We start from the raw sequence: 25,525 nt of genomic DNA, 5'->3' as shown, positions 1-25,525 counted from the left end.
CTCACGAAGAAACGCAAATGGTAGCCTGATTGCCCCACACTTTGCGGTGCTCTCCCTTATGCGCAAGAATGAACCGACAGCTTTTCGTAATTGTCGATAACCCAATTGTCCAAGGTGCTGATCACAGTGGCCAAAGAATGGCCCAGCGGACTCAGGCGGTAGTCGACGCGAGGCGGCACCTCGCCATAATCGTGGCGGTCGACCAGGTTATACCGTTCCAGCCGTTTCAACGTCTGGGTCAGCATTTTCTGCGAGATACCCTCGATCTGACGCATCAGCTCGGTATTGCGCTGGGGACCCTTCAGCAACAGTGGCACAACCAGCAAGGACCATTTATCGCCGATTACCGCGATGATCTCGCGCGAAGGACACATGGCGACATATGGATCGGGTTTGACATCAAACATTTGTTACTCCCCACAGGAACTAAAAGGTGCGTACTTTCCTAACCGTGCCCAGAACAATAGTTAGCTTGCAGGCTGGCGCAACCAAAATCGCTCAGGATCTGTGCAGGCCGAACGAAAACTCGCTGAGCTACGAAACACATATGAAATTGGCTTGTCGCAGGGTCGATAAGCTGGATGGAGAAAGAACATGGTTCAAATCACGAGAAGACAAGTTCTGGGTTCCGCAGCTGCCGCTGCATCAGCAGCCGTTCTGCCTGCTACCGCGTCGGCCAAGGCGCCGCTAGCTGTTGGTCAGGCCCCGGGTTTCTACCGCCGCAAAGTTGGTGATGCGCAGGTCACCGCGCTGCTGGACGGCTATATCGACGTGGCGCATGGCTTCTGGGTTGGTATCGAGACCGCGACGGTCGAAGATCTTGTTGCCAAGGCTGGACTGCCGGCAAATGACACGATCCGCATCGGCATCACCTCGTACCTGATCAACAAAGGCGACCGCCTGATTCTGGTCGATACCGGCTCAGCGGACTTCTTTGGCCCGACAGCGGGTAAGTTCCTGTCGGCACTGGCCGCAGCGGGTTACACTCCCGACCAGGTTGACGACATCCTGATCACGCACATGCACCCCGACCACACCGGTGCGCTGGTTGAAAACGGTGCCGTGGTGTTCCCGAACGCGCAGATCCACATCGGCGGGATCGAATTCGACTACTGGACCTCCACCACCGAACAGTCGAACGCACCAGATTTCGCAAAGCCGTGGTTCGATGCAGCGATCGGCGTGAAAAAGGCGTATGGCGATCAGATCAACGTGTTCACTGGCACAGCTGAAGTAATCCCGGGCTTCACCCCCGTTCCGCTTTATGGCCACACACCGGGCCACACCGGATATCGCCTGTCTACCGGCGACGAAGACCTGTTGATCTGGGGCGACGCATGCGGCGTTGCATCGGTTCAGTTCGAACATCCCGAAGCAGGCTTGGCGTTCGATGTGGACGGTGCCACCGGAAAAGTCACCCGTGCCAATCTGTTGGACATGGCCGCTGGTGAAGGCGTTCTGGTTGCGTCCGCGCACCTGCCGTTCCCGACCTTTGGTCGTGTACACCGCGCAGGCGACGCCTATGACTGGCAGCCTGACGAGTACCGCTTCGAAGTCTGATTGGGCTTTTCCAATCATCTGTCAGACGATATCGATTGGAGCGGGCCCTGCGCCTGCTCCAATTCCGCTTTGAGGAATTTTGTGAGCAGCATACCGAGACGGGGTCTGTATCAAGGCCAGTGGCATTCCGACCTTAGCGTTGTGCCTGACCGTAACAGTGATTTTCAGCAGAGCTTTTCAACCCCAGCGGCTCGGGTCGAGATTGATGTTGACCGCTTGCGGGAGCGTCCGGAAAGCTATCATGTCTTTGCCGCCAAGGCCTGCCCTTTTGCCCATCGCGTGTTGATGATGCTGGCGCATCTGCCATCGGCCAAGTTAGGGGTGACTTATTGCGATCCGTGGCTCGGATATCCGCAGGGCTGGACCTTTCTTCCTGAAGCGTCACCTCCTGCCGGGGATCGCTACTTGTGGCAGGTTTATACGGCATCTGATCCGTCGTACTCGGGTCGGGTTACAGTGCCCGTCCTGTGGGATTGCGAGGCGCGGGCCATCGCTTCGGCAGAATCGCTGGAAATCGTGCGGGCTCTGGCGGCGGCCCATGGTCCGCATCTGATGCCCGAGGGGGGTGGATTTGCCATCCGGTGCGAATGGATCCATTCGGTGCTGAATGTAGGTGTCTACAAGATCGGCTTTGCCACCAGCCAACAGGGCTACGATGCAGGCATTGATGCGTTGGATGAAGCGCTGGATGAGGTTAGTGAGTTGGTATCGGATGGCTATGCATACGGCGACAGTCCAACTCTTGCCGACTTGCTGATTTTTGCCACCGGCATCCGGTTCGATGCCGCCTATCAAGGCGCATTCCAAATCCTGCACCGGCGCTGGAGCGACGATCCCAACCTGCAGGCCCATCTAAAACGCTTTGCTGCGCTGCCGGGGATTGCCGAAACCATCGCGGTGGACGATTACCGCATCCATTATTTTGATGAGGCCGGATTTCCGATCCGCCACCCCATGGAAGGTGGTCACTATATCGTGCCCCACTCCCCAGATCCGTTAGCTTGAAGGCAGAATGTGGCAGCTGAATTCACCGTAAAACGGACGGCTGATCGACAGGCGTGTATAGTGCCACATGCCATCCCCATCGCGGGCAAGTTCGTCGAGATACTCGCCGGAATAGATTACGCCCAGGGGTAGATCTTCGGTCTGCTGGATCACGGTGACATAGCGGCGGCAGGTGGCAGTTCCGGCGGCCTCGTCCACGAATAGATCCTCGTTCATCGACAGATGCCGGGTGCGTGGGGTGCCGTCAGGATAGATCACCACGCGGGTCAATAGCTTTTCACGCACCGCCTGCTGGCCAACCAGGGGCGTACCGCCGTCAAACACCCATTCGCCCTTGGCAAACAAGGCGGCGAACCCGTCAAGATCTCCACTGTCGAGAGTAAAGCTGTAGGCATTGATCAGGTGACGGATCTGGTCTGCACTGGTCATGAGGTCCCTCCATGAATAAGCGGTGCAAAGTCGCCTCGTGCCTTCACTTCATGCGCAAGGCAACGGATGCGACGCGCGCACCGAACAGCTCTGCTGATTTCAGATCACCACCACCGGGAGTTTCAGACGCGTCGGCGTTTTCCGACTGCGCGGTTGCACCCAGCATGGTGCCGACCCGGTTGATGGCGTCAGGGTGGCCGGGCTGCCCATCGGGCGAAGTGTTCATCTCGGCCTGGCCCACCCAGATCATGCCGTGTTGCGCGCCAAAGATAGCCAGTTGGATCAGGGTACTCAACTTGTCGCCCGACAGGCTGTGCGAATTGGTGAACCCAGCAGCGATCTTGTCTTTCCATTGCTGCTGAAACCAGATGTCCGTGGTCGCATCCATGAATGCTTTGAACGGTGCCGAGACTGCCCCCAGATAGGTAGGCGACCCAAAGATGATCGCATCCATTTTATTCAGATTGGCCGGTTCATTTACGGCGTCTTCGGCTTTGATCAAGAACGCCTGAATACCGGTGATGGACTGGGCGCCCTGAAAAACAGATTTGGCTTGCACTTCGGTGTGTCCAAAACCGCTATGATAGACGATGGCGACTTTTTTCATGGCGTGATGATCACTCTCTTAATCGGAAAAACAGGTATCTGAGTTGCTGGCAATCTTTCCGATAAGTTTGCGTCTGTCCGTTTCGAAATTCTCAGCTTTTGCAGAAAAAAACTCATGGAACACACAGCAGGTGTCAACGGCAGTACGATTTCCGGCCACAGGGCGGTGCAAAACCCGGCTAATGATTGGTCAATTGAAACTTTCATCAACATCACAGACACAATTGTGACTTCCCGCTACTCGTCACAACTTTGAACCGTAGCCTTTCCCTTAAATGCCGAAAATTTAATCACTAATTGTCCTACAAACCTCACGCGTTTCGTGATCATTCATGGCCTCTATGCGCCTCATTCAAAATTCGAATTTCACCTCGTGCCTGTTCCTGTCTACCTCTCAAACCAGAGCGGTTCGTCGCGGTGTCGGGTCGTTGCAGCACCAACAATCAGGGTTGCAAAAATCCAAGTTTGCGAAGTGTCCGAGTTCGGATTCAACGCGAGAATAATGAGTAGAAGGAGAGCAAACATGCCTGCAATGTCTTTTTCGTATATCCGAAATGCATCCTCCGGAAATTCAGAAACAGTCACCGAAATTGAGATTGTCGTTTCGCAATCGCTGCAAGAAGGCCGAACGCAAGCCGAGGTCCAAATGCTGGTTGATGGTGTGTCCGCAGATTTGGATCGCTTCTTCGCAACGAGTTTGGGGGCGCAGCAACTTGGCACTTTGCAAAGCGGTCAGGTTTCGACAGACCTGAACCGCCTGAGCAATACGCCTGGTCTTGAGGTCCTGTCAGGAGGGGCTGACCCATCGATAAATAGTGCGACAAAACTTGTCATTTATCTTGAGCCGGATGCAGCAGGACTGACCAATCAATCCATTGCGCAAGCTATCGCCGTTGACGCAACAGCCGCCAACAATGGCGATGCATCTCATAGTGTCGTCCGGTTGAACGCAAATTATGACAGGGGTATCGAAAACACGAATACAAGCCTTTTCTTTCTCGAAATCGCGCGAGGCGTAGCCCAAACAACTGGATTTGAGACGGAAACGATACAGGATCCCGTGGCGCTGGAAAATGACATACGTGCCGCAGTCGATCTTCCACCTTTACTGGATATCTCTAATCAAGCTCCGGTAGAGAATCGTCCAAATTTTGATCGGATCGGTTTTGAACATGAATTCGGATTGTTGCACGTCGATCTGCCGGATGGTCAGGTCAATCGCGTCGTTTTGGGATTCACAGATCCGGCTCTGGACGAGCTAGGCATTTCGCTGTTCTCGTTAACGACTGACGTTGTTACCAGTAGCAATGATGGTGGAACTTCACTTCAACGCAGAAACGACGTTGAAATCAACACTGGGCCTTTGAGTGCCACTGACAACGCGTCACCCGAAGCCATCCGTGCCCGGCAGATAATTGTCGAAGAGCTGAGAAGAGTGACAGCCGAGGGTATTACTGTCGATGACTTCATTCAAGGATACAACAGACGCATCGAAGGAGAATTCGGACCGAATTCTCGATACCAGTTGTTTATTAATGAAAATTTTGCCGATGCACGTATTTCTCTTCCCAACCCTTCGACTTCTGATTCACCAATCGGTACAGGCAATATTCAGACCAACATCTCAATCCGATACAATGCCTTCGCCGATCCGAATTCCCAGTTTGAAAATCTCTTTGTCGACGAGGCCGCACGAAGTCTGTTCGTGACTTCAAGGTACACGGGAGTAGTTTTTGCAGAACGTCTTCATGAACTTGCCGGATCTGATGCAGCACCTTCAATCGAATTAGCATCATTCTTTACACACTTGTTTTACCATTCTACGCTGACGGTACTCCCCAACGAGTTTTTTGATATTGATACCCGTCTGGGCAGTGTTCCCCTGGGTGACGGGTTTTTGGCGGCGGTTAAAGATCGCTTTGGTGTATTACCGAGAGTGAGCCTTGAAGATGTTGTCGTCAGCATTCTTCCTCTGGCAGACGTTCAGCTGTTGGCCAGTTTGGACCCTGTGCAACGTCAGACGCTTTTCAACGAGTTGCGCCAGCAAACCACCGCAGCTCTTTTGGATACTGGAATTGACGTCAAACCCAATTTCAACGGCTCAGAGGCGGCCTACAACTCCATCTTTGTACAGGCCGTTCAGGCTCGGCTTCAACATCACGATGGTGCTCCGTTCTCTCTGCAGGATGACACCGGTTCAGGAACATCCGCCCTTGATGGGAGAGACGTGATCTCTCATACCACTGGTGGAACAGGCGCCCGGCGGCCAGTTGCACAAGTTGACGGTGAAAGTGTCATTGTCATCGAAATTCGCGCGCAAGGCAGCTCGTTTAACGAACTCTATTTTGATCCAGAAGATCTTCCTTTCAGAGATCTGTTTAGTGTTGAAGCCAATCAACTTGTTCGGCTTCAGCAAACCGGGACGCCAGTGTTCCAGCGTGTTGTATTCGAAGATTACGTCACCGCCTATTTTGAGGGGCTGACAGACAGTGTTGCAATAACAATTGACGCATTCGTAGCCAATCAAGGCGAATCCCCGTTGACCTCACGCCTCGAGGGTCTGAATAACCGTTTGTCTAGATTGGAGCCATTGATTGACCAAGCGCGCGCAGCAGGAGTCTATCCTTCAGAACTCCTTGAGCAACTCGACGATATCCATACCAACTTACAAGCGGTCATACAGCGACGAGTTGTCATTGAAGGGGTCACTGATATCACTCCTCAAGCAAGTGCGCTCATCCGTAGCTTCCGGCCGAACGAGCCCGTTTCCCTGACCGCGTATCAAGAGCTGGTTGCCAGCGCGGATATCGCGAGTCTGCGCGGGCAAGCCGGCACAGCGGAAGACTTCCGGTCGGCCTTTCAAAGCCTTGAACTGCAATCGGATATCAGTATCACCTCATTGGTACGTGAGATCGTGGCGCGTGGTCAGGAGCCTGAGGCTGGTTTTGCCCTGGATCAGCTTGCCGAAGGTATTGTTTTGCGGCAGGCCGAGCTGGCCGGGGATATTCGCAACAGTTTCATCACCGAGACTGTAACACGGGCAACCATCCAGCAACTGGTGCCTTCTGCCTCGGATCCGATTAACGCAGCATCGCTGAATGTGTTGGCAACAGAAACCGATGCGGGCCGCGATGCCGCGTTGCGCGAGTTGGCGGTGTTGCGCTTTGAAGCCGGGATGCCTCTACAAGCATGGGAGCAGGCGGAATACCAGCGTTTGATCGACAACGGGACGCTGGACAGCAGCGCGCTGATTGGGCGCCTTCAGCAGCGCTATGACCAGTTGGGGGACCCGGATCAGGCTCAATTGCATGCTGATTTGCTGGAGAACCTGCGTCTTAATGGGATCACAGAAGGTAGTGACGTATTCCAGCGCGTAATCGCACAGTTCGACGATGCCGCCAGCCCGGAACAAGCTGCATTTCGTGATGCCGTGAGTATTACTCTGGCCGACACCCCGCAATTGCTGCGGGAGGCGCCGCTGGCACAACGGATTGCCTTCGCACGCCAGACCCATATCCAGGACAACCAACTGGTGCTGGATGTGCTGACCAACGGTCTGCCCCGGCAGTCGGTTTTGCAAGATCTTCCCGCCACGGACGAAGGCTTTGCAGCAAGCTTACGCACCGCGCTGACCGATCTGTTCCGCACGGATGTGGACCCGGCGATCCGGCAAGCGACGGTCACATCTTTGAATGCGCTCATCGAAGCGGGCGTTTTGCCAAGCGACGTGTTTGCCGAAGGCCTGGTCGCCACCATCAATTCGTCGGCTGCAAGCAATCAGTTTGCGTTGCGCAACACCGTTATCGAGGCCTTTGGCGTTGAGGCGCTAGACCGCATCGCGGGCGAATTGTCGGGAGAGCTGAGCGACAGTTTTTCGGGCATCGTAAATGGCGGTGGCATCGGTGGAGACCCGACAAACGGTTCCGGCTCTTCGTCGGATGGGTCGGCTCCGGTCAGCGATGATATTTCGGTTTCATCAGGTCCTGTTGCCACTGAAAGTATCGGTGATGACGATGTGTTCATCACCGATGAACCGGGCCTTGATGGGGTCGACAACACGCTACAGGTTGCCGGGCAGGATGACGCGTTTGTTGCGTTGCAATTGACCCCTGACGACGCCGATCCTGTTTATCAGCAACTAGGGCAGCGAGATCCGGAAAACACTTATGACCTTTTGGTCAACCGCGAAACCGAGGCGATCTATCATGTTCTCGAAGAGCGCCCGGATGGCCAGTTGACCGTGCGAGAACTGGAAGAGGGTGGCACGCTGCAAGAGCGGTTGGCATCACCAGCAGGTGATTCAGAAGTCATCGATCCCCAAGGTGACGCATTTCAACGTTTGGACATTCGCGAAGTGCCAGGAAACGGCCCTGACGGTCCTCTTTACGCGGTTCTCAATGAGACGCAGAACGCAAACGACGGCCCGGTCTTCGCCGTGCTTGAAGTGCCAAGCGATGCCACAGCAGGGCAGGTTGCTGCGGCGGTTCAGGCTCAGAACACTTATGAAGAACTAGAAAGCAATGGGCGCGGTCAGTTCTTTACTGCTGAGTTTTTGGACGGGTCCGGACCGGACGCAACAGCGACCACATTTGGCCTTTATGTTTCGGAAGCCTATCGCGCAGAACGTGGAGATCAGGGCGTTCAATCTGATCTGGCAACGCTTGTGGATGATCTGGAGGCGCTGTTTCAAACACCAACGGGGCGCATCCTTCTGCAAAATGCCAACAACTCGATCGCTGCCGAAGGACGCCCGGCCACACTTGGTGATCTGGCCGCAAGTGGAGCAGTTACGGGTGTAGCCGCTGACAGCCGAACCGTTTCTCCGGACGTGAACCTTATCTTCGCGCTGGAAGTACAGCCAAACGGCCCTGACGGCTTCTTGATCGGGGATGCAACCCCGTTCAATCCGACAACGGCCAATGGTGATCAGGGTGGATCTGTAAGTGTGATCCGGATCGACCGCCGGCTGGAAAATGGGTTTGCCGAAAGCAATATCACCAACCTTTATCAAGAAGTGGCCCGTGCCGTCGGGCAAATCTCGGGGGTAAACGACCTGACATCGACTGAGGCGCTGTTTGGTGTGGAAAATCAGTTGCGTGCTGAACGCGGGTTGCCTCCAGTTCTTGAACCTGGCGGAGATGTCGCGCCCTATGTGGCGATCTACAATGCCGAGCTGGCCGCAGCAGGCAGCGACGCCGATATCCGCAGCGTGCAGCAAAACTTTATCGAGCTGATCAATCAGCAGCCCGAAGCGATGCGCCTGAGTTTTTATTCTGCGCTGCTCGAGAATGTGCCCAACGGCGGCGATACGTCTATTCTGGCTGGGCGTGCCCAATCGACTGAGATACTGAATGCCTACAATCGTGGTGCGCTTAGCGATGGGGCCGCGCGGACCGTTGATACGTTCTATCGGCAGCTTAGTCTGGAACAAAGCGCGGATATCGAAGCCTTTCCGCTGCCCGAGCGTCTGGAAATCGAAAACGGGGCCCTGCGGCGCTTGATAGGGTCCGAGCCAGAGCCCTTTATCAGCCGGATCGCGCTGGATGATTTCCTTCTACCCGAGGCGACACCAACAACTGGACGCTATCGTCACGAAACCATCGCGACATCGCCAGGTGAGGCCGTTGACCAAGAAACTCTGAACCAGCTTACCCAGCTGCAGTCCGAGTTGGTCGACTGGATTTCCCGGTCGCCACAGAACTCTGAGCAGCGCGCCGATCTGGTCAGGTTGGAAGCCACCATTCTTGACATCCTGGGCAATGATACCGCGAGCCCGGTGACAATTGTCACAAGTCGCGGACCAAATGGTGAGCTCGCCTCGGCATCGGCATATGCCTATGAAGCGGGCGATTTCCGGGTTGACCTTGGGGTCAACGTCGTGGACCCGACCAGCCTATTGCCTGTGGGTGAGCAGCCCGTCGGGACCTTTGTCGATGCGGATGCCGCGAACCGGTTGGCCGTTTTGCGCGACATCGCAACCCGTTACCCTGATGCGCAGAATATCGGATCAGAAACCGAAAACCTGCGTGAACTGAGCGGGCTGGCACGGCTGTATTTCGTGAACGACGAAAACCTGTTTCGGCAACCCGCTGACGGGTTCGCGGCGGCGCAGCGGTCTCTGGCCAACGACCGGGTTTCGACGTTGCAAATTGCATCGACCGATCTGAATGCGGCTGTCGCCGCAAACCCGCAAGGGCTGTCGCAGCAGTTTCGGGATGAGATCGCCGACCTAAACACGCGGATATTGGCGCTGGATGCGCAGTCTGTCGGGAGTGATGTTCTTGCCGACCTGACCTCGGAACTGTCGATTTCAATCCGGCGCGCCCAATTGCTGGCAGATGTGGATATCGCGCAAGATCTGGGCTTTGAGGCCCGGCTGATCGGCAATAACGGCGCGCTGGCGGACACCCGAAATGGTGTCACCGTGACGGATGCCGAGCTTTATGCACAAATCCGGACTAACCTTGGACTGAACCGCGAGGCGCAACCGTCCCAGCTGGGATCGGTTGAGGATTTTGTTCAGCTGCTTCAACCGCTTGACTATGAAGTACCCCAAGTTCGCAATGCGATTGAAAACGCCTACGCGACACTGGAAGAGCTGGCCACGCCCGTGAACGCCTTTCCGCGCGCCATTGCAGAGGTTGCTGCTGGCTTTGAAAGTGCATCTGATCTGGCGGCATTTGCAGACGCCAACGGTGCGCAGAACGTCCAGGCGCTGCAGCAGGGTGGGGATATCCCTGCCGATGTAGTGTCCGCATTAGATGTGCTTTTACCTGCACCAGATCCCGTAAGGGCTTTGACAGGGCCAGACGGTCAGGAGATCCCCCAGATCCAGATTGTCTTGTCTGAACAACTGCGTGCAGGGCGGACGGATGCAGAGCTGAACAGCATCATTCGCAAGATCGAAGGGGACCTGGGTCTTTTCCTGCCGACTGGACGTGGACGCACCACGCTGAGTTTCCTCTCAGAAGAAAGCAATGCCGAGATCCGGCAGATCAGTGAGCTCGGCGCGCTCTCCAACGTGAATGCCGCGTCAAACAGGGATTTACCTGCCGGAACCCGCGTGGTTCTGTATCTGGAAGACGGGTTCGCCGAGGCAAGCACAGGCGACTATGCGCGGGCTGTCGCGGTTGATCCTGCGGAAGCCTTTAACGGTGAAGGATCCGCATCTGTCATCCGTATCAACGCAGATTACGAGAGCGGCGCGCGCGGTAACAACGCGACTCTGCTATTCCGAGAGCTTGTGCGTGCATCGGCACAGGCGCTTGGGGATGTAGAGTCACTTAGCGACGCCGCGTTGCATGACATCGAAAACTCGTCGCGCCAAGTACTTCGACTACCCGAGATTCAATCAACGCGCCAAACGGATCCCATTCTGATAGATAGCGTGGTTGACCGGATCGGGTTTGAATCTGAGTTTGGCGACATTCGCATCAATTTTGCGGACGGAAGCGTCGGTCGCGAATTCCTGGCGACGACAGATCCAGCATTTGATCAACTCAATTTCCCGCTGCTTTCCTTGACCACAGACGTGATAGAGCCATTGCCGGGAACTCGCGTTAACGATCTTGAAATCGTGACCGCGCCTGTTTCTTCACCGGACAATCAGGACCCTGTTGGTTTTTCTGTTCGAAACATTATTCTTGAAGAAATTCAAAAGCTTGGAGCTCAACCCTCCGACTTAACCGGATTTGTCACGCAGATTAACGACAGGATTGATGCCGAGATCGGAGCGGAAGGTTTTCGGTATCGACTAATCGAAACAGCAGTGTCGAGGGGCGCAAGCATCAACTTTGAACCGACGAACAACAGCTTGACGTCAGCGTCTCAACTCGTTGGTGGCAATACGCAGCTCAATTTCTCGTTGCCCTATGTTGCGATTGGGGACGTCAACGCTTCGGTCGATGACTTTATTCTGAATCAGACGCAAAGTGATCAGTTTAGCCGCGCGCGCCAGTTCGGTGCTGAATTGGCGAACCAGCTCACAGACACGCCAAGCGCCACTTTGCAGGCTTTCCTGACGCACCTTGTCTACTACGGATCTGCCGCCGGCACTGGTGGCTTTGAAAATGTAGACAAAGACAACTTCCCACTGCAATTCCGCGTCAGCCTGGAAGACGTGGTTGCAGGTATTTTGACGGAACAGGACATTGCGATCCTGTCTGATCTTCCTGGCGATTTCCGTCAACAGGTCACCGCGCGTATTGACGCTGTCGACTCCAGAGAGCCGGTCAACTACGAAGGTTTTGATCAGCGTTTTGATAGTATCTTTTCTACTGCGCTTCAGGCGCGGGTGGACGCCGGGGAACCTTTCCGTTTTGTCAATGTTCCACCGGTTGGGTTTGTTTCTCCATTGGAGGGTCGTCAAACCATCGAGCATTCCATTGGCGGCGCAGGTGGCAGTCGGCTTCCGATCACGGAAACGGATGGAACCGCCTATATTGTCGCGGAAATTCGGGAGGGTTCAAATTTTACAAACCCATTGAACTCACTTTATGACAGAGCTGAGCTTTGGAGCTTGCAAGAGCCAGGTTTCCGGGCGCTAGTCAGAGCGCAGCAGTTCGGTTCTCCTATTTCTGAAAAAATTATCTATGAAGATTTCGTATCTCGATATGCACGCGGTTTAGAGGCTGAAGTTGAACAAGCGTTCCAGGATGGAAAACTAACGCGAAACCAAGGGCTGGAACTCTTAGACCGAGTGACGGTTGTATTGGATGACCTCAAAGCAGGAGAAGCCACGGGTATCGTCTCTCGTGACTTAATCAGCGACCTTGACACCATCGTTAGCGACTTCTCCAATACAATTGGCGAACGCGTCAGCATACGCGCACGCGAAGACGCCGCAGGCCGGATCGAAACCATCCGCAGCTATCAGCCGACCGAGGCGACTTCGCTGGAGCTGTATCAGACGCTTGTGGCCAATGCAGACAGTACGGCACTGCGGGGCCGCACTGGCACTGTGGAAGACGTGCAGGCAGCCCTGGAACATCTTGCGCAGCAGGATGGGATCTCGGTTCTGACCGAGGTGCAGCGCACGTTGGATGCAGGTCTCAACCGTGCTCCGGACGCATTAGAAATATCGACAGATGCCTTTGCCGAAGGGTTGATCCGGTATAAGGCGACCAATCCGGATGCGGCCGACGGGTTTGATCTGTCGGCCGATACGCTGGGTCCTGCGCGCTTTGACTATCTTGTGGACTCGGTGTCCGATGTTGCCGTACTCAACCGCAATCTTGAGGCGGTCGCCAGTGATGCGCCCGCGGAGGGTGATCTATCTAATCTGGATGCAACCGAGGTGGCCGAGCGCAAGCTGTCGCTGTTCAGGGCTTATCAGGAGGTATTGCAAGCAGAAGGCGTCGATGCCGATATTGGTGGGGATCTGGGCGATCTCGATGCCCGGATTCGGTTCTTCCTGTCGATTGATGCCATCGAAAACCCTGAAAACGTAGAAAAGCTGCGGCAGATAAACTTTGAATTCGAGCAGTTGAACGCGGTCGATGGTGAGGCTTTCACCAATGTCGCGATCTCGGAACAGCGCACGGGTGTTCTGCTGGACGGGGATATTGCCCTTGCACAAGGGCAGGATCGGTTTGCCCAATTCGAGCGGGATCTAGGTGCCGCCGAGGCCGAGTTCGACCAACTTGCCCGCGATTTCCTGCTAGAGCGTGGGGTCAGCGTGGATGCGGACGCGACCAGCGGCGAGCTGGCCGAGGCGGTGCGCACATCGATCCAGCCGCTGTTGGATACTGACCTGACACCTGAAACGCTGGACACAGTAAACCGCGGTCTCAACCTTTCCGCAGTTGGCGAGGCGCTAGACGATTTCAGAACCGCCGGTCGCGGTGATGGTCTGGTCAACGCGATTGCCGAAACGCAGCAAGACCCCGGCAGCGCCGGTGTTGCTGGCCTTGTGGCTCAGGGCGGGTTGCTGATCAACGGCGTCGACCCATCGGAAACTCAGGCCGAATTGGCCCTTAACCTGAACGGCAATCTCAACAACAATAACAACAATGGTGAAGCTGTATTAGAGCTGCGGCTGGTCCAAGGCAGCAGCGTCAAGACCTCTCAGCTGGGGGTGGCAGATGGCGGGGACGCCAGTCTGACGCGCAGCCTGGACGATACGCTTGCTTTCATCGAAACAGAGCTGAGCGATCCGGTTTTCCGCCAGTTGTCTGATACTTTCAGCGTCGATGAAAACGGGCGTGTTGATGGCGTGCTGCGTGCGACCTCGGGCTCTGCTGATCTGAACCTGATCGAAAGCACCGACCGCATTCTGGCAGGTTCTACAACCCCGCTGGATGTGGAAGGCTTGCAGGCGCGGCTGCTCAACCAGGAATTCAACCGTACCTTTGGTGATCTTGTCGCCAACACCCGGAATCTGTCTTCTCGCGAGGCGGGTAATGTGTTGCTCGACGGTGTCGAACGCGCCGGATTTGGTGAGATTGCAGGCGTCTACCGAGCCATCCTGAATGGCGATAACGCAGCCGTGGATCGCTATCTCAGCGAGTTTGACAATCCAGGCTCTGCGGCGCCTGATCTGGACAACCCGATTTGGGAAGGCCTGGCCAATGACCCCGAAGCGCAAGAACAGATTCTGGATCGCGTGCGTCAGCTGGACGCCAACGAGCCGAGCAATCGGAGCTTTGACGGCGACGATGCGGGTGTCTTGCGGGGCGGCAGCCTGTTTGAGGGCAGCGTGTCGCGCGCTGTTACGGGCGAGGTCTTCTCGACGGGTTTCGCAGCCTTTGGCGCGGGTACAGCGGCCTTTGGCCTTTATGGCGGTCTAAACACGCTTTTGAACCCTGATGCCGGTGGTGTGCGCGCCGTTGGGGCCATCACCGTCGCCTCATCAAGCTATGGCTTGATCAATGCGTTCACGGGTGCCGCCTTTGGTGTTGCCGGCAACTTCACCGATCTCAGCCGCTATCCGGCGCTTGCCGCGATCAATCCGGCAGGCTTTGTCAACGCGGTAGAAAGTGCAGGCGGTGTGGCCAGCAGTCAGATTGCGCGCGTTGCCAAGGTCACCGGTGCCATCGGCAATATTGTTTCAATCGGTCTGGGGGCTTACTCGCTGGTTGAAAATGCGATTGCCGCAGATGAGGCTCGCAATAATGGCGAAACCACGCGTGCGGCCTTGCTGGGCTTGTCCGCGGCACTTGATGCGATCTCGATTGTACTTGATGTCGTCAGCACAGTTGTCGAGCTTGGTTCGGCTGAGATCCTGAAGCCGATTTCGGTTGTCCTTGATGTGATCAACGCGGTTATCGGGGCAATCAGCATTGCGATCAGCTTCCTAATCCCACCACCCGGCGTCATCACCCAGTTCAATGATTATCTGGAATCCGATGCCTTTACCGACCGGATCGACAATTTGTCGGATGCCTATGCCAATCAGGGTTTCGACATTCTGCAATATCAGTTCGACGCGTCCACGCTTGGCATACAGGGCGCGCGTGAATTGCTGGAAGCGGCGCGGCGCGACATTGACGTCAACCTCACCGATGCGGCCGAGGCTGATCCCAACAGTCGTGATCTGCGCGTTGCGATCATTGACGACACAGGTGTCGGCAATCTGCTTGAAGGGCGGGACAATGACGACCTGATCCGCGCAGGTTTGGGCGATGACGAAGTCTTTGGGTTCGAAGGCGACGACGACATCGACGCGGGCGAAGGCGATGATATCGTCTTTGGCGGTGGCGGAGATGACAACATCCGGGGCGCGGCGGGCGATGACCGGCTGTTTGGCGAAGGTGGCGAGGACCTTATTCGCGGTGGCACCGGAAACGACTATATCGATGGCGGCGTAGATAACGATCTTCTGTTCGGGGGTCGTGGCAATGACGAAATCATCGGCGGTAGCGGTGATGATGAGCTGCAGGGCGGTGTTGGCAACGACATCCTGCAAGGCGGTCTGGGCAATGACCAACTGCGCGGTGGCCGTGGTGATGACCTGCTGGATGGCGGTGCGGGCAATGACCTGCTGGAGCTTGGCAGCGGCAATGACATCGCACGCGCAGGTGCAGGTGACGACCGTATCGAGACGGTTCTGGGTATCAACGTCATTGAAGGCAACAGCGGTCAGGACCTGCTGGATCTGTCAAACGATACGCGGTTGAACGATATCCCTGGCTTGGCCAGCGGCTTGCGCATCGCACCCGGTTACACGCTTGATCTTGCGGACGGATCGACCACAACCCAGCTCAACGGGCTGTTCGAAGTCCCAACGCGCTTTGCCGATGCGATCTCGGACCAGATCGGCAATGATGTGGCGGCTTTGAACCAGCTTTATACCCTGCCGCGCTTTGACAATGACGTGTTTTCGGATGCGCCCGAGATCCTTACGGATCCGTTTCGCTCATCCGCAGTTTTGCGCGATTTCCAGGATATTGGTCGCAGCCGCAGCACTACGGACCAGATTAGCGCGCCCTCTAGCCCCTTGGCCTTTGGAATCTATGATGTAACGACCTCTGTCCGCGATACGCTGGAGCCTGATCTTTTGCAGGAACTGGATGAGCGGGCGGCGTTGAACCGTCAGGCGAATGCCGCGTTCGAGCAGAATGGCAGCAATTTCACGCAGCAAGAGCTGAGTGAGTATTACCGTCGCGTGCACGAGGTTAATCGCGAATACTATCGCGATGCCTATTCCCTGGGCTACACCGACAAAGTTGAAGGGCAAGTGACCGTTGCCCAGGTTTTTGAAACACTGGCGCTTAGGGCGCAGAATGACGGGCGGTCCATCGAGTTCCTGACCGATGCGCAGATCGCAAGAACGATCACCACCAATGACGGCCGCCTAGATAGCTTTGTTCAGCCCGACCAAAGCGCGAGTTTCACGCGCGAGGAGCTTACGAACCCGACCTTCGGGCTGGAACCCGCCTATTTCCGTGACACGTTTGAAGGGCGTGTGTTCTCTGATGGTCAGCAGATCATTGTGGTCGCCAAGGATGGCTCAGAGTTGTATCTGTTCGACGCCACATCCTCGGCAACCCCGGAAACTGGTACCTCATTGCGTGACATCCAGGTCAATTCCGAAGCGTCCGAGTCAATCACGACAGTACGGGACTTCTATCTGCTGACTTTGGACATCCTGAATGCCCGGGCCGCATTGTCTGGCATTGAAGATGTGGTTGGCAGCGATGGCGCCGACGATATCACTGGCGACGATGCCGCTAACGCACTCTACGGAGCGCGCGGAGACGACACCCTGGACGGCGGTGCCGGTAATGACCTGTTGGTCGGCGGCGACGGTGTGGATACCGTTCACGGTGGCGCGGGCAGCGACCTTATTCTGCAACATACAGATGACGGGTTTGTGTCGCTTTCGGGTAGTATCGATGGCGGGGATGGTGTCGACACGCTGTCGTTCCGGGGTGCCTTGGCTGGAGGGGTGGTCGCAAACCTCACGGGCTTCGGAAATCTGGACATCCGGAATGTTGAAAACCTGGAAGGAACCAATCAGGACGATAATTTGTCCGGCGACACGGGTGCCAATACTCTGTCCGGTCTGGACGGCGCGGATGTACTGTACGGCAAAGACGGTGATGATGTGCTGATCGGAGGGGCCGGGGCCGACACTCTGACCGGCGGCGACGGGATCGACACAGTCAGCTATGCGGATCGTAACGATGCCTATCTGGCCGCGCAAAACCGGTTAGGTCAGTCCGAATTGGTGGTCTTGCAGGCCGAAACCAACCTGGCCGTTTCTGAATTGCGGGTAGAGTCTGTCGCTGATGAAATGTCGGCCAATCTGGCCCTTTTGGCGGATTTCGACATATTGCTGACGGGGGATGCCGATGCCCGCGCGCTTGTGTTGCAACGGGCGATTGACCGGTTGGCCGAAGTAACAGCCGCCGAACTGGTTGCAGACCGCGAGGAGGAGGCCGCACGTGTGACACGGACGCAAGCCGAAAGCGCGCTACAAACCTTGCAGGATCAGCTTGACGCCGAAGGTCCGTCCGCTGCTTTGCAGGACGAACTCGACGCGGCTGAAACAGCGTTGCAGCCCGCGGAAATGGCACTTGCTATTGCCAATGCCGAAGCTGTCCTGGCGACAGAAATCCGCGACGCGGCCATTCGCAGCCGGGCGCTGATTTCAAACTTTGATCCGGCCGATCCATTCGCCAGAAGGGATGTGATCGACGCCCGGACTGAGTTGCAAGAGGCAACAGACACGTTGGTCGCGCAGCGCAATTCAGACCGAGACATTGCACAACAGGCGCTGGACGCGGCAAATGATGATCTTGCCGATCTTGAGGCAGAAATTGCTCAGCGGGCGACGGAAGGCGTCATTGCAAATCTTGCGACGGGTGAGAACTCGGATGGTGACAGGTTTGACAGCATTGAGAACCTGATCGGGACGCATGCGGCTGACGATCTAACTGGTACGGATGCCACCAATGTCCTCAGTGGGGGGGACGGTGACGATGTGATCGACGCCCTGGCAGGTGATGACCTGGTGCTGGGTGGCCTGGGTGCGGATATTCTGCGCGGCGGTGCGGGTGTGGACACATTGTCCTACTTTGAGGGGCGCTCGGACGGTGTCGAGGTTGATTTGCAGACGGGTGAGAACTCGGATGGGGATATGCTGTCGGGCTTTGAGAACGTCACCGGCTCCCTGGGTGATGACCGTCTTGTTGGCGACGCACAGAACAACGTGCTGGTTGGCAATTCGGGCGCGGACGAGTTGATCGGCGGTGCCGGTAACGACACGCTAGACGGCGGGCTTGGCGCAGACCGTTTGGATGGTGGTGACGGCCAGGATACAGCACTGTTCAACACGCTGTCGCAGGGGATCACAGTGGATCTTGCCGCGGGCACGACCAACGATGGTGATCAGATCAGCAACGTCGAAAATGTCGTGGCAACCGAGTTTGCGGACCGGCTGGTCGGGGACGCGAATGCTAATACCTTCTTTGCCGGCGCGGGTGACGATGAACTGCTTGGCAACGGTGGGGCTGATGCCCTGGTTGGTGGCGCTGGTTCTGATCATCTTGATGGTGGGGATGGCGTAGATACGGCTGTCTACAATGATGGCCGGACCATTGGTGTCGAGGTTGATCTGGCGACAGGTGAAAACAACGATGATGATACATTTGTCAGCATCGAAAACGTGATCGGAACCGGGCAGGACGATATCTTGCGCGGCGACGATCAGGCCAACACGCTGACCGGTCTTGACGGTGCGGATGTGCTGGAAAGTGGCGCCGGGAATGACGTTCTGGACGGAGGAGCCGGGGCGGATGTTTTGGACGGTGGCAGCGGTATCGACACGGCATCGTATCGCAATGCGACCGAGGCGCTTGATATTGACCTTTACGACTCAGTCAACAGCGACGGAGATCGCCTGAGCAATATCGAGAACCTTGAAGGGGGCCGGTTTGATGACCGCTTGCAAGGGGATGATGGGCGCAACCAGATCATCGGTAACGAAGGGGATGATGTGCTGGCCGGACATGGCGGCAGCGACATTCTGTTGGGCGGCGCCGGCAATGACACGCTGATAGGCGGAACCGGCAATGATGTTCTGGCCGGTGGATCTGGTCAGGACCGGCTTGTCGGCGGCGCAGGTTCGGACAGCGCGACTTACGCCTCTGAAGCGCAAGCCATTGCTATCAATCTGGCCACCTCAGAGAACTCGACCGGGGATGAGTTGATCTCAATCGAGAATATCGAGGCAACCGCGTTTGACGACACCGTGACTGGCGATAATCTGTCCAACAATCTCTATGGGCTCGGCGGTGCGGATACGCTTACCGGTGGTGCGGGCGATGACCGCCTGTTCGGCGGCGAAGGCGCGGATGTGCTGGACGGTGGCGACGATGATGATGAGCTGGATGGCGGGGCCGGCGCTGATGTCCTCCTGGGAGGTGATGGTGTCGATCTGGTCAGCTATGCGACCCGTGACAGCGACGGCGTCACTGTCTCGCTGCTGACGGGTGAAAACAGCGATGGGGATGTCCTGGCAGAAATCGAGCAACTGGAAGGAAGCGCCTTTGCCGACACGCTTGAGGGCGATGGGCAGGACAACCTTCTGCTGGGCAATGATGGCGACGACACCCTTGTCGGTCATGCAGGCAATGACGTGCTGCGCGGAGGTGCAGGAAGTGACGTGCTGGATGGAGGGGCCGAATCTGATGTGCTGTCGGGTGGGGCCGGGGATGACACCCTTCGCGGCGGCGAGGGCGACGACCTGTTGCGCGCAGATGGCGGTCAGGATCACCTAATTGGGGGCAGCGGCCTTGATATCTTTGCCATCAGCGCCGCCAGCACAAATTCGCTGGTGACAGCGGGCGAAGATGTTGACCGGCTCGCCTTTGACGATCTGAGCGCGGATGACTTGACGCTTTCAGTGGCGCAAGACAGCGGTGACCGCTTCCTTGTGTTCAGCAGGGTGCAGTCAACTGAAGGCACAGGGGTGCCGCAACCGCTGATCCGTATCAGCCTTGCCGCGCTGTTCCCAGCGACCGTTGATGTCGTTACGCTGACATCGGATCAGATCGCATCTGCAATCAGCCAGTCATTTGATCGCGTCATCTTCACCGATGGTTCGGTCAGCGGCAGCGCCATTGAAGCGCTGGTGCAGGATGGGTTGGCCGGACGCCCGCTTACCGTCACCCCGTTTGGAGTACGAACCGGCACCGATGGAGATGATGTTATCGACGGTTCGGGCCGTGCGGATGACGTCCTGAGCGGCAAGGGCGGCGATGACCGTCTTACCGGGCTGTCTGGAAATGACCGGCTGGAAGGCGGGCATGGTGCCGATGTGATCGACGGTGGCGAAGGCGTGGATATCGCTGTCTATGCCAGTTCTCAAACCGGGGTCAGCGTCGATCTGGAGTCCGCCGAGCAGACCGGAGGTGATGCCACCGGAGACCGGCTGGTTGATATCGAAGGGCTGGAAGGCTCTGACCATGCTGACAGTCTGTCGGGTAATGCACAGGACAATATCTTTCTGGGCGGTGCAGGCGATGACACGCTTGTTGGGCGCGCAGGATCAGACACACTTGATGGTGGCGCGGGTGCTGACCGGTTGGATGGTGGCCTTGGCGATGATCTGTTGATCTCTCGGGACGGTGATGATGTTCTCGCAGGCGGTCAGGGTGCAGATATCTTCGTGGTCAGTACCTCGTCCGGTGCGGTGACAATCTCTGAGACTCTGCTGGGAGAAAACGCGGGCGAGAACCGTATTGTCTTTGATGGTGTGGATTATGGCGATGTGATGGCCCGCCAGTCAGGTGACGCGTTGGTTCTGACGCTTTCTGCGACAGCCAACGTGACAATCGAAAATTGGTTCGCCGCTTCTGGAGCAGTGGCGTCTGCCTTTGGCAGATTCCAGTTTCTCGGAGGGGTCCAGATTGATCCGTCTCACTTCGTTCAACAGATTCTTGCTGGCGAACAGCCGACTGTATTCTTAGGTGGCGCAGGCGATGACGTCTTTGCCACGGGTGATACGGTTGTCACAATCGACAGCGGCGACGGCGCAGATAGGATCGAAACGGGCGCAGGCGATGATGTCGTGAACGCCGGAGATGGTACAGACATTGTCACTGGCAATGGCGGTTTCGATCACATCGATCTGGGGGCCGGCAACGACGTGTTCTATGATCGGGGCGAAGGCATCGCCAACTCGGCACCAAATGATGACGATGTCGTCATTGGGGGAGCGGGTCAGGATGTGTTCTTCTCGGAACGTGGCAATGACCGGCTGTTTGGCGGCGCGGGCGATGATTTGTTCCAGCTTCAACTGGGCAATGGCGTTCGCACCATCGAAGGCCAGGCGGGCATCGATACGCTCAGTTATACGCTGGAGGATCTGCCCACTGGGTTCGACCCCGCGTTTGCCGATCTGCATCGAATCAGCCTGACACTGAATGATGTTGCAACTGAAAGCATCGGGCCGGGCGGTTTCCGATATGTCTTTGGAGAAACACTGGACGCGCTGATTGCCGACGGAGAAGTGGTCGAGGAAGAAATAGACTCGGATCGGGAAGGAGTGACCGATATCATCTACCGCGACAGCGAAGGACGAGAGCTTATTGTTATTGCGCCGGAATTCAGCTCGTTCCTGCAACTGACGTCAAGTCAACCCGGAGCAGAGTTCAACCAGATTTCGCTTACCGCGGTCAGAGGTATCGAAAATGTCACTGGAAGCGCGCTTTCTGACGACATAAGCGGCAACAATGTGGATAACATCGTGCTGGGTCGCGAAGGTGACGACGTTTTGTCCGGTGGCGGGGGAGCCGATATGTTGGACGGTGGCGTCGGTGATGACCAGCTTTTTGGTGATGAAGGAGATGACAGGCTAATCGCCCAGTTCGGGTCGGACCGGTTGGTCGGCGGCCTTGGCAACGACACCTATGTGATCCACCGCACGGCGCGTGACAGCGTGATCAATGAACTGGTTGATGGTCGTTCGAGCACTGGGAACACTTTGGTGTTTGAAGATGCGCGTTTTGACGAAGTCAGCTTTGTTCGGGTAGGGGTCAACATTGAAGCCTATGTCGATGGCAACCGTATCCTGACCATCGAAAGCATCTTCCCTGGGATTAATCCGATACCAAACGCACAATTCGAGGCGATTCAATTCGCGGATGGTGTCTTTATCACCGGTGTGCAAACCGTACAGAATTTCCTGATTGCGCGTCTGAATGGCGAGGATGGCGTGCGGGATGCCATATTGGGCAGCAATGATACGGACATCATCAACGGGGATGCAGGCGACAATGCCTTTAGCGGGCAACGGGGCGATGACGTCTTGTCAGGCGGTGCTGGCAACGACGTGCTGCGTGGTGATGATGGGGATGATCATCTAGATGGAGGCACCGGCAACGATACGCTGGATGGCGGCGAAGGCGATGATGCCATCATTGCCACCCAGGGGTCGGACATCGTAAGCACTGGTGCAGGCGACAACCGCATCATCCTGAGCGCACAGTCCCAGTTTTCGCAGATCGATGCGGCGGGCGGGACCACTACGGTCGAGTTCCAGGATCTGTCCGTCGCGGATGTTTCGTTCCGCCGTGCCGGGCTTGATCTTGAAATCACCTATGGGGGTCAGCGTCTCGCTGTCGTTCTGGATTTCTGGTTCAACCTCTTCAGCAACGTGTCCCGTGATGAAGTGACATCCTTTGTCTTCACCGACGCGTCCATCGCGGCCTCCGAAATTGAGTTCGAACGGTTGCCAGACAATTTTGATCTTCGGATTTCACCGCTGCTGCCGACACAAGACAGCCTGCTGGCGGTCGAAGACGAGACGGTCAGTGTCTCAGTTAATGATCTGCTGGCAAATGATTTGAATGTCGGGCCAGAGACTGCGCTGCATTCGGTTGAAAACGCACGCCATGGCAGTGTCAGCGTCGAAAACGGCATCGTCCAGTTTACACCAGATGCAGACTTCAACGGCGTCGCCGCCTTCGACTACGTCCTGATCGATGGGAATGGCACGCGCGTGTCTTCAACCGTTACCGTGACGGTCACAGCGGTCGAGGATGCGCCGGATGCCAGTGACGACGCTCTGGAAACGCAGGAAGATACGACAATTGTCATTCCGGTTGCTGACCTGTTGGCTAATGACCTTGATGCGGATGGCAATGCGCTGACCTTTGTCTCGGTACAGAATCCTGTGAATGGAAGCGTCGAGCTGGGCGCCGACGGCACCATCCTGTTCACGCCCGATGCGGATTACGCCGGGCCTGCCAACTTTGGTTACACTATAGCTGACTCCAACGGTAATCAGACATCCGCAACGGCACACGTGACCGTTTTGCCAGTGAACGATGCGCCTGTGGCGGTCGAAGATCGCTTTGTCAGCGCGTTTGATGAGCCGTTGATCGTTTCGTTGGCCGATCTACTGGTCAATGACAGTGATGTGGACTCGGTGACGCTCTCGATTGCGTCTGTGGGCAATGCACAGAACGGCACTGTCCGCCTTACCCCGGAGGGACTGGTCGAGTTTACACCGGACGCTGGTTTCGACGGAACGGCGGGCTTTGACTATACGCTGGTCGATGCGGAAGGTGCTCGTTCCATCGGGGTTACCTCGATCGAGGTTTCACCCAGCACGGCACCGCCGGTTGTGGCTGATGACACATTTACTTATACGGTCGCACAGCCGCTTGAGATTGCTCAAAGCGCATTGCTGGTCAACGACAGCGACCCGGAAGGTGGCAGCCTGACCGTTGTGTCAGTACAAGATGCCATCGGGGGACATGTCGAGCTTAACGCGCAAGGCAGTATCGTATTCACACCTTCAGGCAGAGATCCGGTTCCAGCGCAGTTCACTTACACCGTCAGCGATGAAGACGGGAACACCTCAACCGCGATCGTCTATTTGACGGGGCAGGCAGCAGAGTTGCTGTATCTGTCCGAGGCGCAACCGATCTCGGCTGTGAATGGCTGGGGCAATTTCGAGGTCAACTATGCCAATGGTTACCTGACCGATGGTGATGCTGTGCCGCTGCGACTGGACGGGGTTACTTATGACAACGGGTTGGGTGTTCATGCCGGATCCGAGTTGATCTATGATCTAACAGGCGGCGATTTTGCAGAGTTCACGGCGCGGATTGGGGTCGATGACTCCCGTGGCAATAACGGATCGGTCGTTTTCGAAGTCTATGTGGACGATCGGCTGGCCTATTCCAGCGGTCGCGTAACCGGCGCAACTGCGGCGCAGGATATTTCGATCAGTATTGGCGCAGCTGCAGAAACTCTCCGACTTGTTGTTGCAGAGGCCGGGGATGGCAGAGGCAACGACCACGCTAACTGGATAAACGCTGCTCTTGTAGTAGCAAACCCATCAAGCACCCTACAAACAGATGGTTTGGATCGCGCGATTGTAACAGATGGATCTGATCGGAACGACTGGATCACCGCTGGAGCAGGCACACAAATCATTTATGGTCGCGGTGGCAATGACGAGATTGCCGCCGGTGCTGGCGACGATTTTGTTGATGGTGGCTTTGGTACCGACAATTCGGATGGCGGCGACGGAATCGATACGCTCAGCTTCCAATATTCCATTGCTGAATCGGATCAGCGCGGCGTTATTATTTCGTTGAGAACCGGCAGTGTGTTTCTGAAAGACCCGGATGGTAACCTTACAACCTCTGATGTTTTTGAACGTCACATTAACTATGAAAATGCCATCGGAACACATAATGACGACCACCTTTTTGGCACGGCGGGCGCAAATTCGCTGACCGGAGGGCGCGGCAATGATGACCTACTGGGTTTTGATGGCGACGACTTTATTGATGGTGGCTTGGGAATCGACAGTTCCAACGGTGGCGTGGGAATCGACACTATCACCTTTGCCAACAGCTTTGGTAACGGTGATCAAAGAGGAATTGAGTTTATTCTACATTCGGGGCAGAGCTATTTGATCAACTCGGATTTCACCCGCAATCAGCAGAGTGTGTACGAACGTCACCTGGAGTTTGAAAATGTCATCGGCTCTTCCGGCAATGATGTGCTTTTCGGCTCCTCCGAATCCAATGAACTGACTGGTGGTGGGGGTAACGACCGCATTTTTGCGGCCGAGGGCAACGACTATCTCAATGGTGGTGCCGGAAATGACGAGTTGACAGGCGGAGCGGGTCTGGATGTGCTGGAAGGCGGCGCCGGAGACGACATGCTGTTTGGTCGAAATGGTGACGACACCCTGAACGGTGGCATCGGTGATGACATTCTTTCAGGCGGCAACAACTCGGATACATTCGTGTTTGCCAGCGGGGATGGAAGAGATCGCATTGTCGACTTCGAAGTTGGCGTTGATCTGATCCGCATCACCTCGGGTGTTCGTTTTGAGGATCTCGTCTTCGCGAACGGGGCAAGTGGCGTTTCCATCAACTATGGAACCGGCGATCAGATTGTTGTCGAAGGTATCGATCTTGATCGCTTGGACGAAGACGACTTTGCCTTTCAATAA

General features: G+C 56.2%; 6 protein-coding genes. 3 read left to right on the top strand and 3 right to left on the bottom strand.

Annotated elements, in window-relative coordinates:
• Positions 1-56: 56 nt before the first annotated feature.
• Entirely contained in the window at positions 57-407 is a 351-nt protein-coding gene (locus tag GOW16_RS21795) for a winged helix-turn-helix transcriptional regulator (protein ID WP_170419567.1), read from the bottom strand.
• 187 nt (positions 408-594) lie between these two features.
• Between GOW16_RS21795 and GOW16_RS21790 the strand changes: the two genes are divergently transcribed.
• Both GOW16_RS21790 and GOW16_RS21785 read left to right on the top strand, forming a co-directional pair.
• Positions 595-1,560 carry an MBL fold metallo-hydrolase gene (locus GOW16_RS21790; RefSeq protein WP_170419566.1) on the top strand — a complete coding sequence of 322 codons (966 nt, stop codon included), beginning with the start codon at positions 595-597 and terminating at the stop codon, positions 1,558-1,560.
• 81 nt (positions 1,561-1,641) lie between these two features.
• Positions 1,642-2,565 carry a glutathione S-transferase C-terminal domain-containing protein gene (locus tag GOW16_RS21785; RefSeq protein WP_170419565.1) on the top strand — a complete coding sequence of 308 codons (924 nt, stop codon included), beginning with the start codon at positions 1,642-1,644 and terminating at the stop codon, positions 2,563-2,565.
• Here GOW16_RS21785 and GOW16_RS21780 read toward each other — a convergent pair.
• Positions 2,557-2,994, bottom strand: a complete 438-nt coding sequence (locus tag GOW16_RS21780) for a nuclear transport factor 2 family protein (protein WP_170419564.1) — start codon at positions 2,992-2,994, stop codon at positions 2,557-2,559. The two genes, GOW16_RS21785 and GOW16_RS21780, sit on opposite strands and share 9 nt — an antisense overlap.
• A gap of 43 nt (positions 2,995-3,037) precedes the next feature.
• Entirely contained in the window at positions 3,038-3,601 is a 564-nt protein-coding gene (locus tag GOW16_RS21775; RefSeq protein ID WP_170419563.1) for a flavodoxin family protein, read from the bottom strand.
• A gap of 522 nt (positions 3,602-4,123) precedes the next feature.
• Here GOW16_RS21775 and GOW16_RS21770 point away from each other — a divergent pair.
• Complete coding sequence (locus GOW16_RS21770) at positions 4,124-25,525, top strand: cadherin-like domain-containing protein (RefSeq protein WP_170419562.1); 21,402 nt, start codon at positions 4,124-4,126, stop codon at positions 25,523-25,525.

Origin of the sequence: Ruegeria atlantica (genome assembly GCF_013033965.1) — a bacterium.
GTDB classification, from domain to species: Bacteria; Pseudomonadota; Alphaproteobacteria; order Rhodobacterales; family Rhodobacteraceae; genus Ruegeria; species Ruegeria atlantica_D.
Note: the sequence above shows the minus strand (reverse complement) of the source record. Positions and strands in the feature narration are given on the sequence as shown.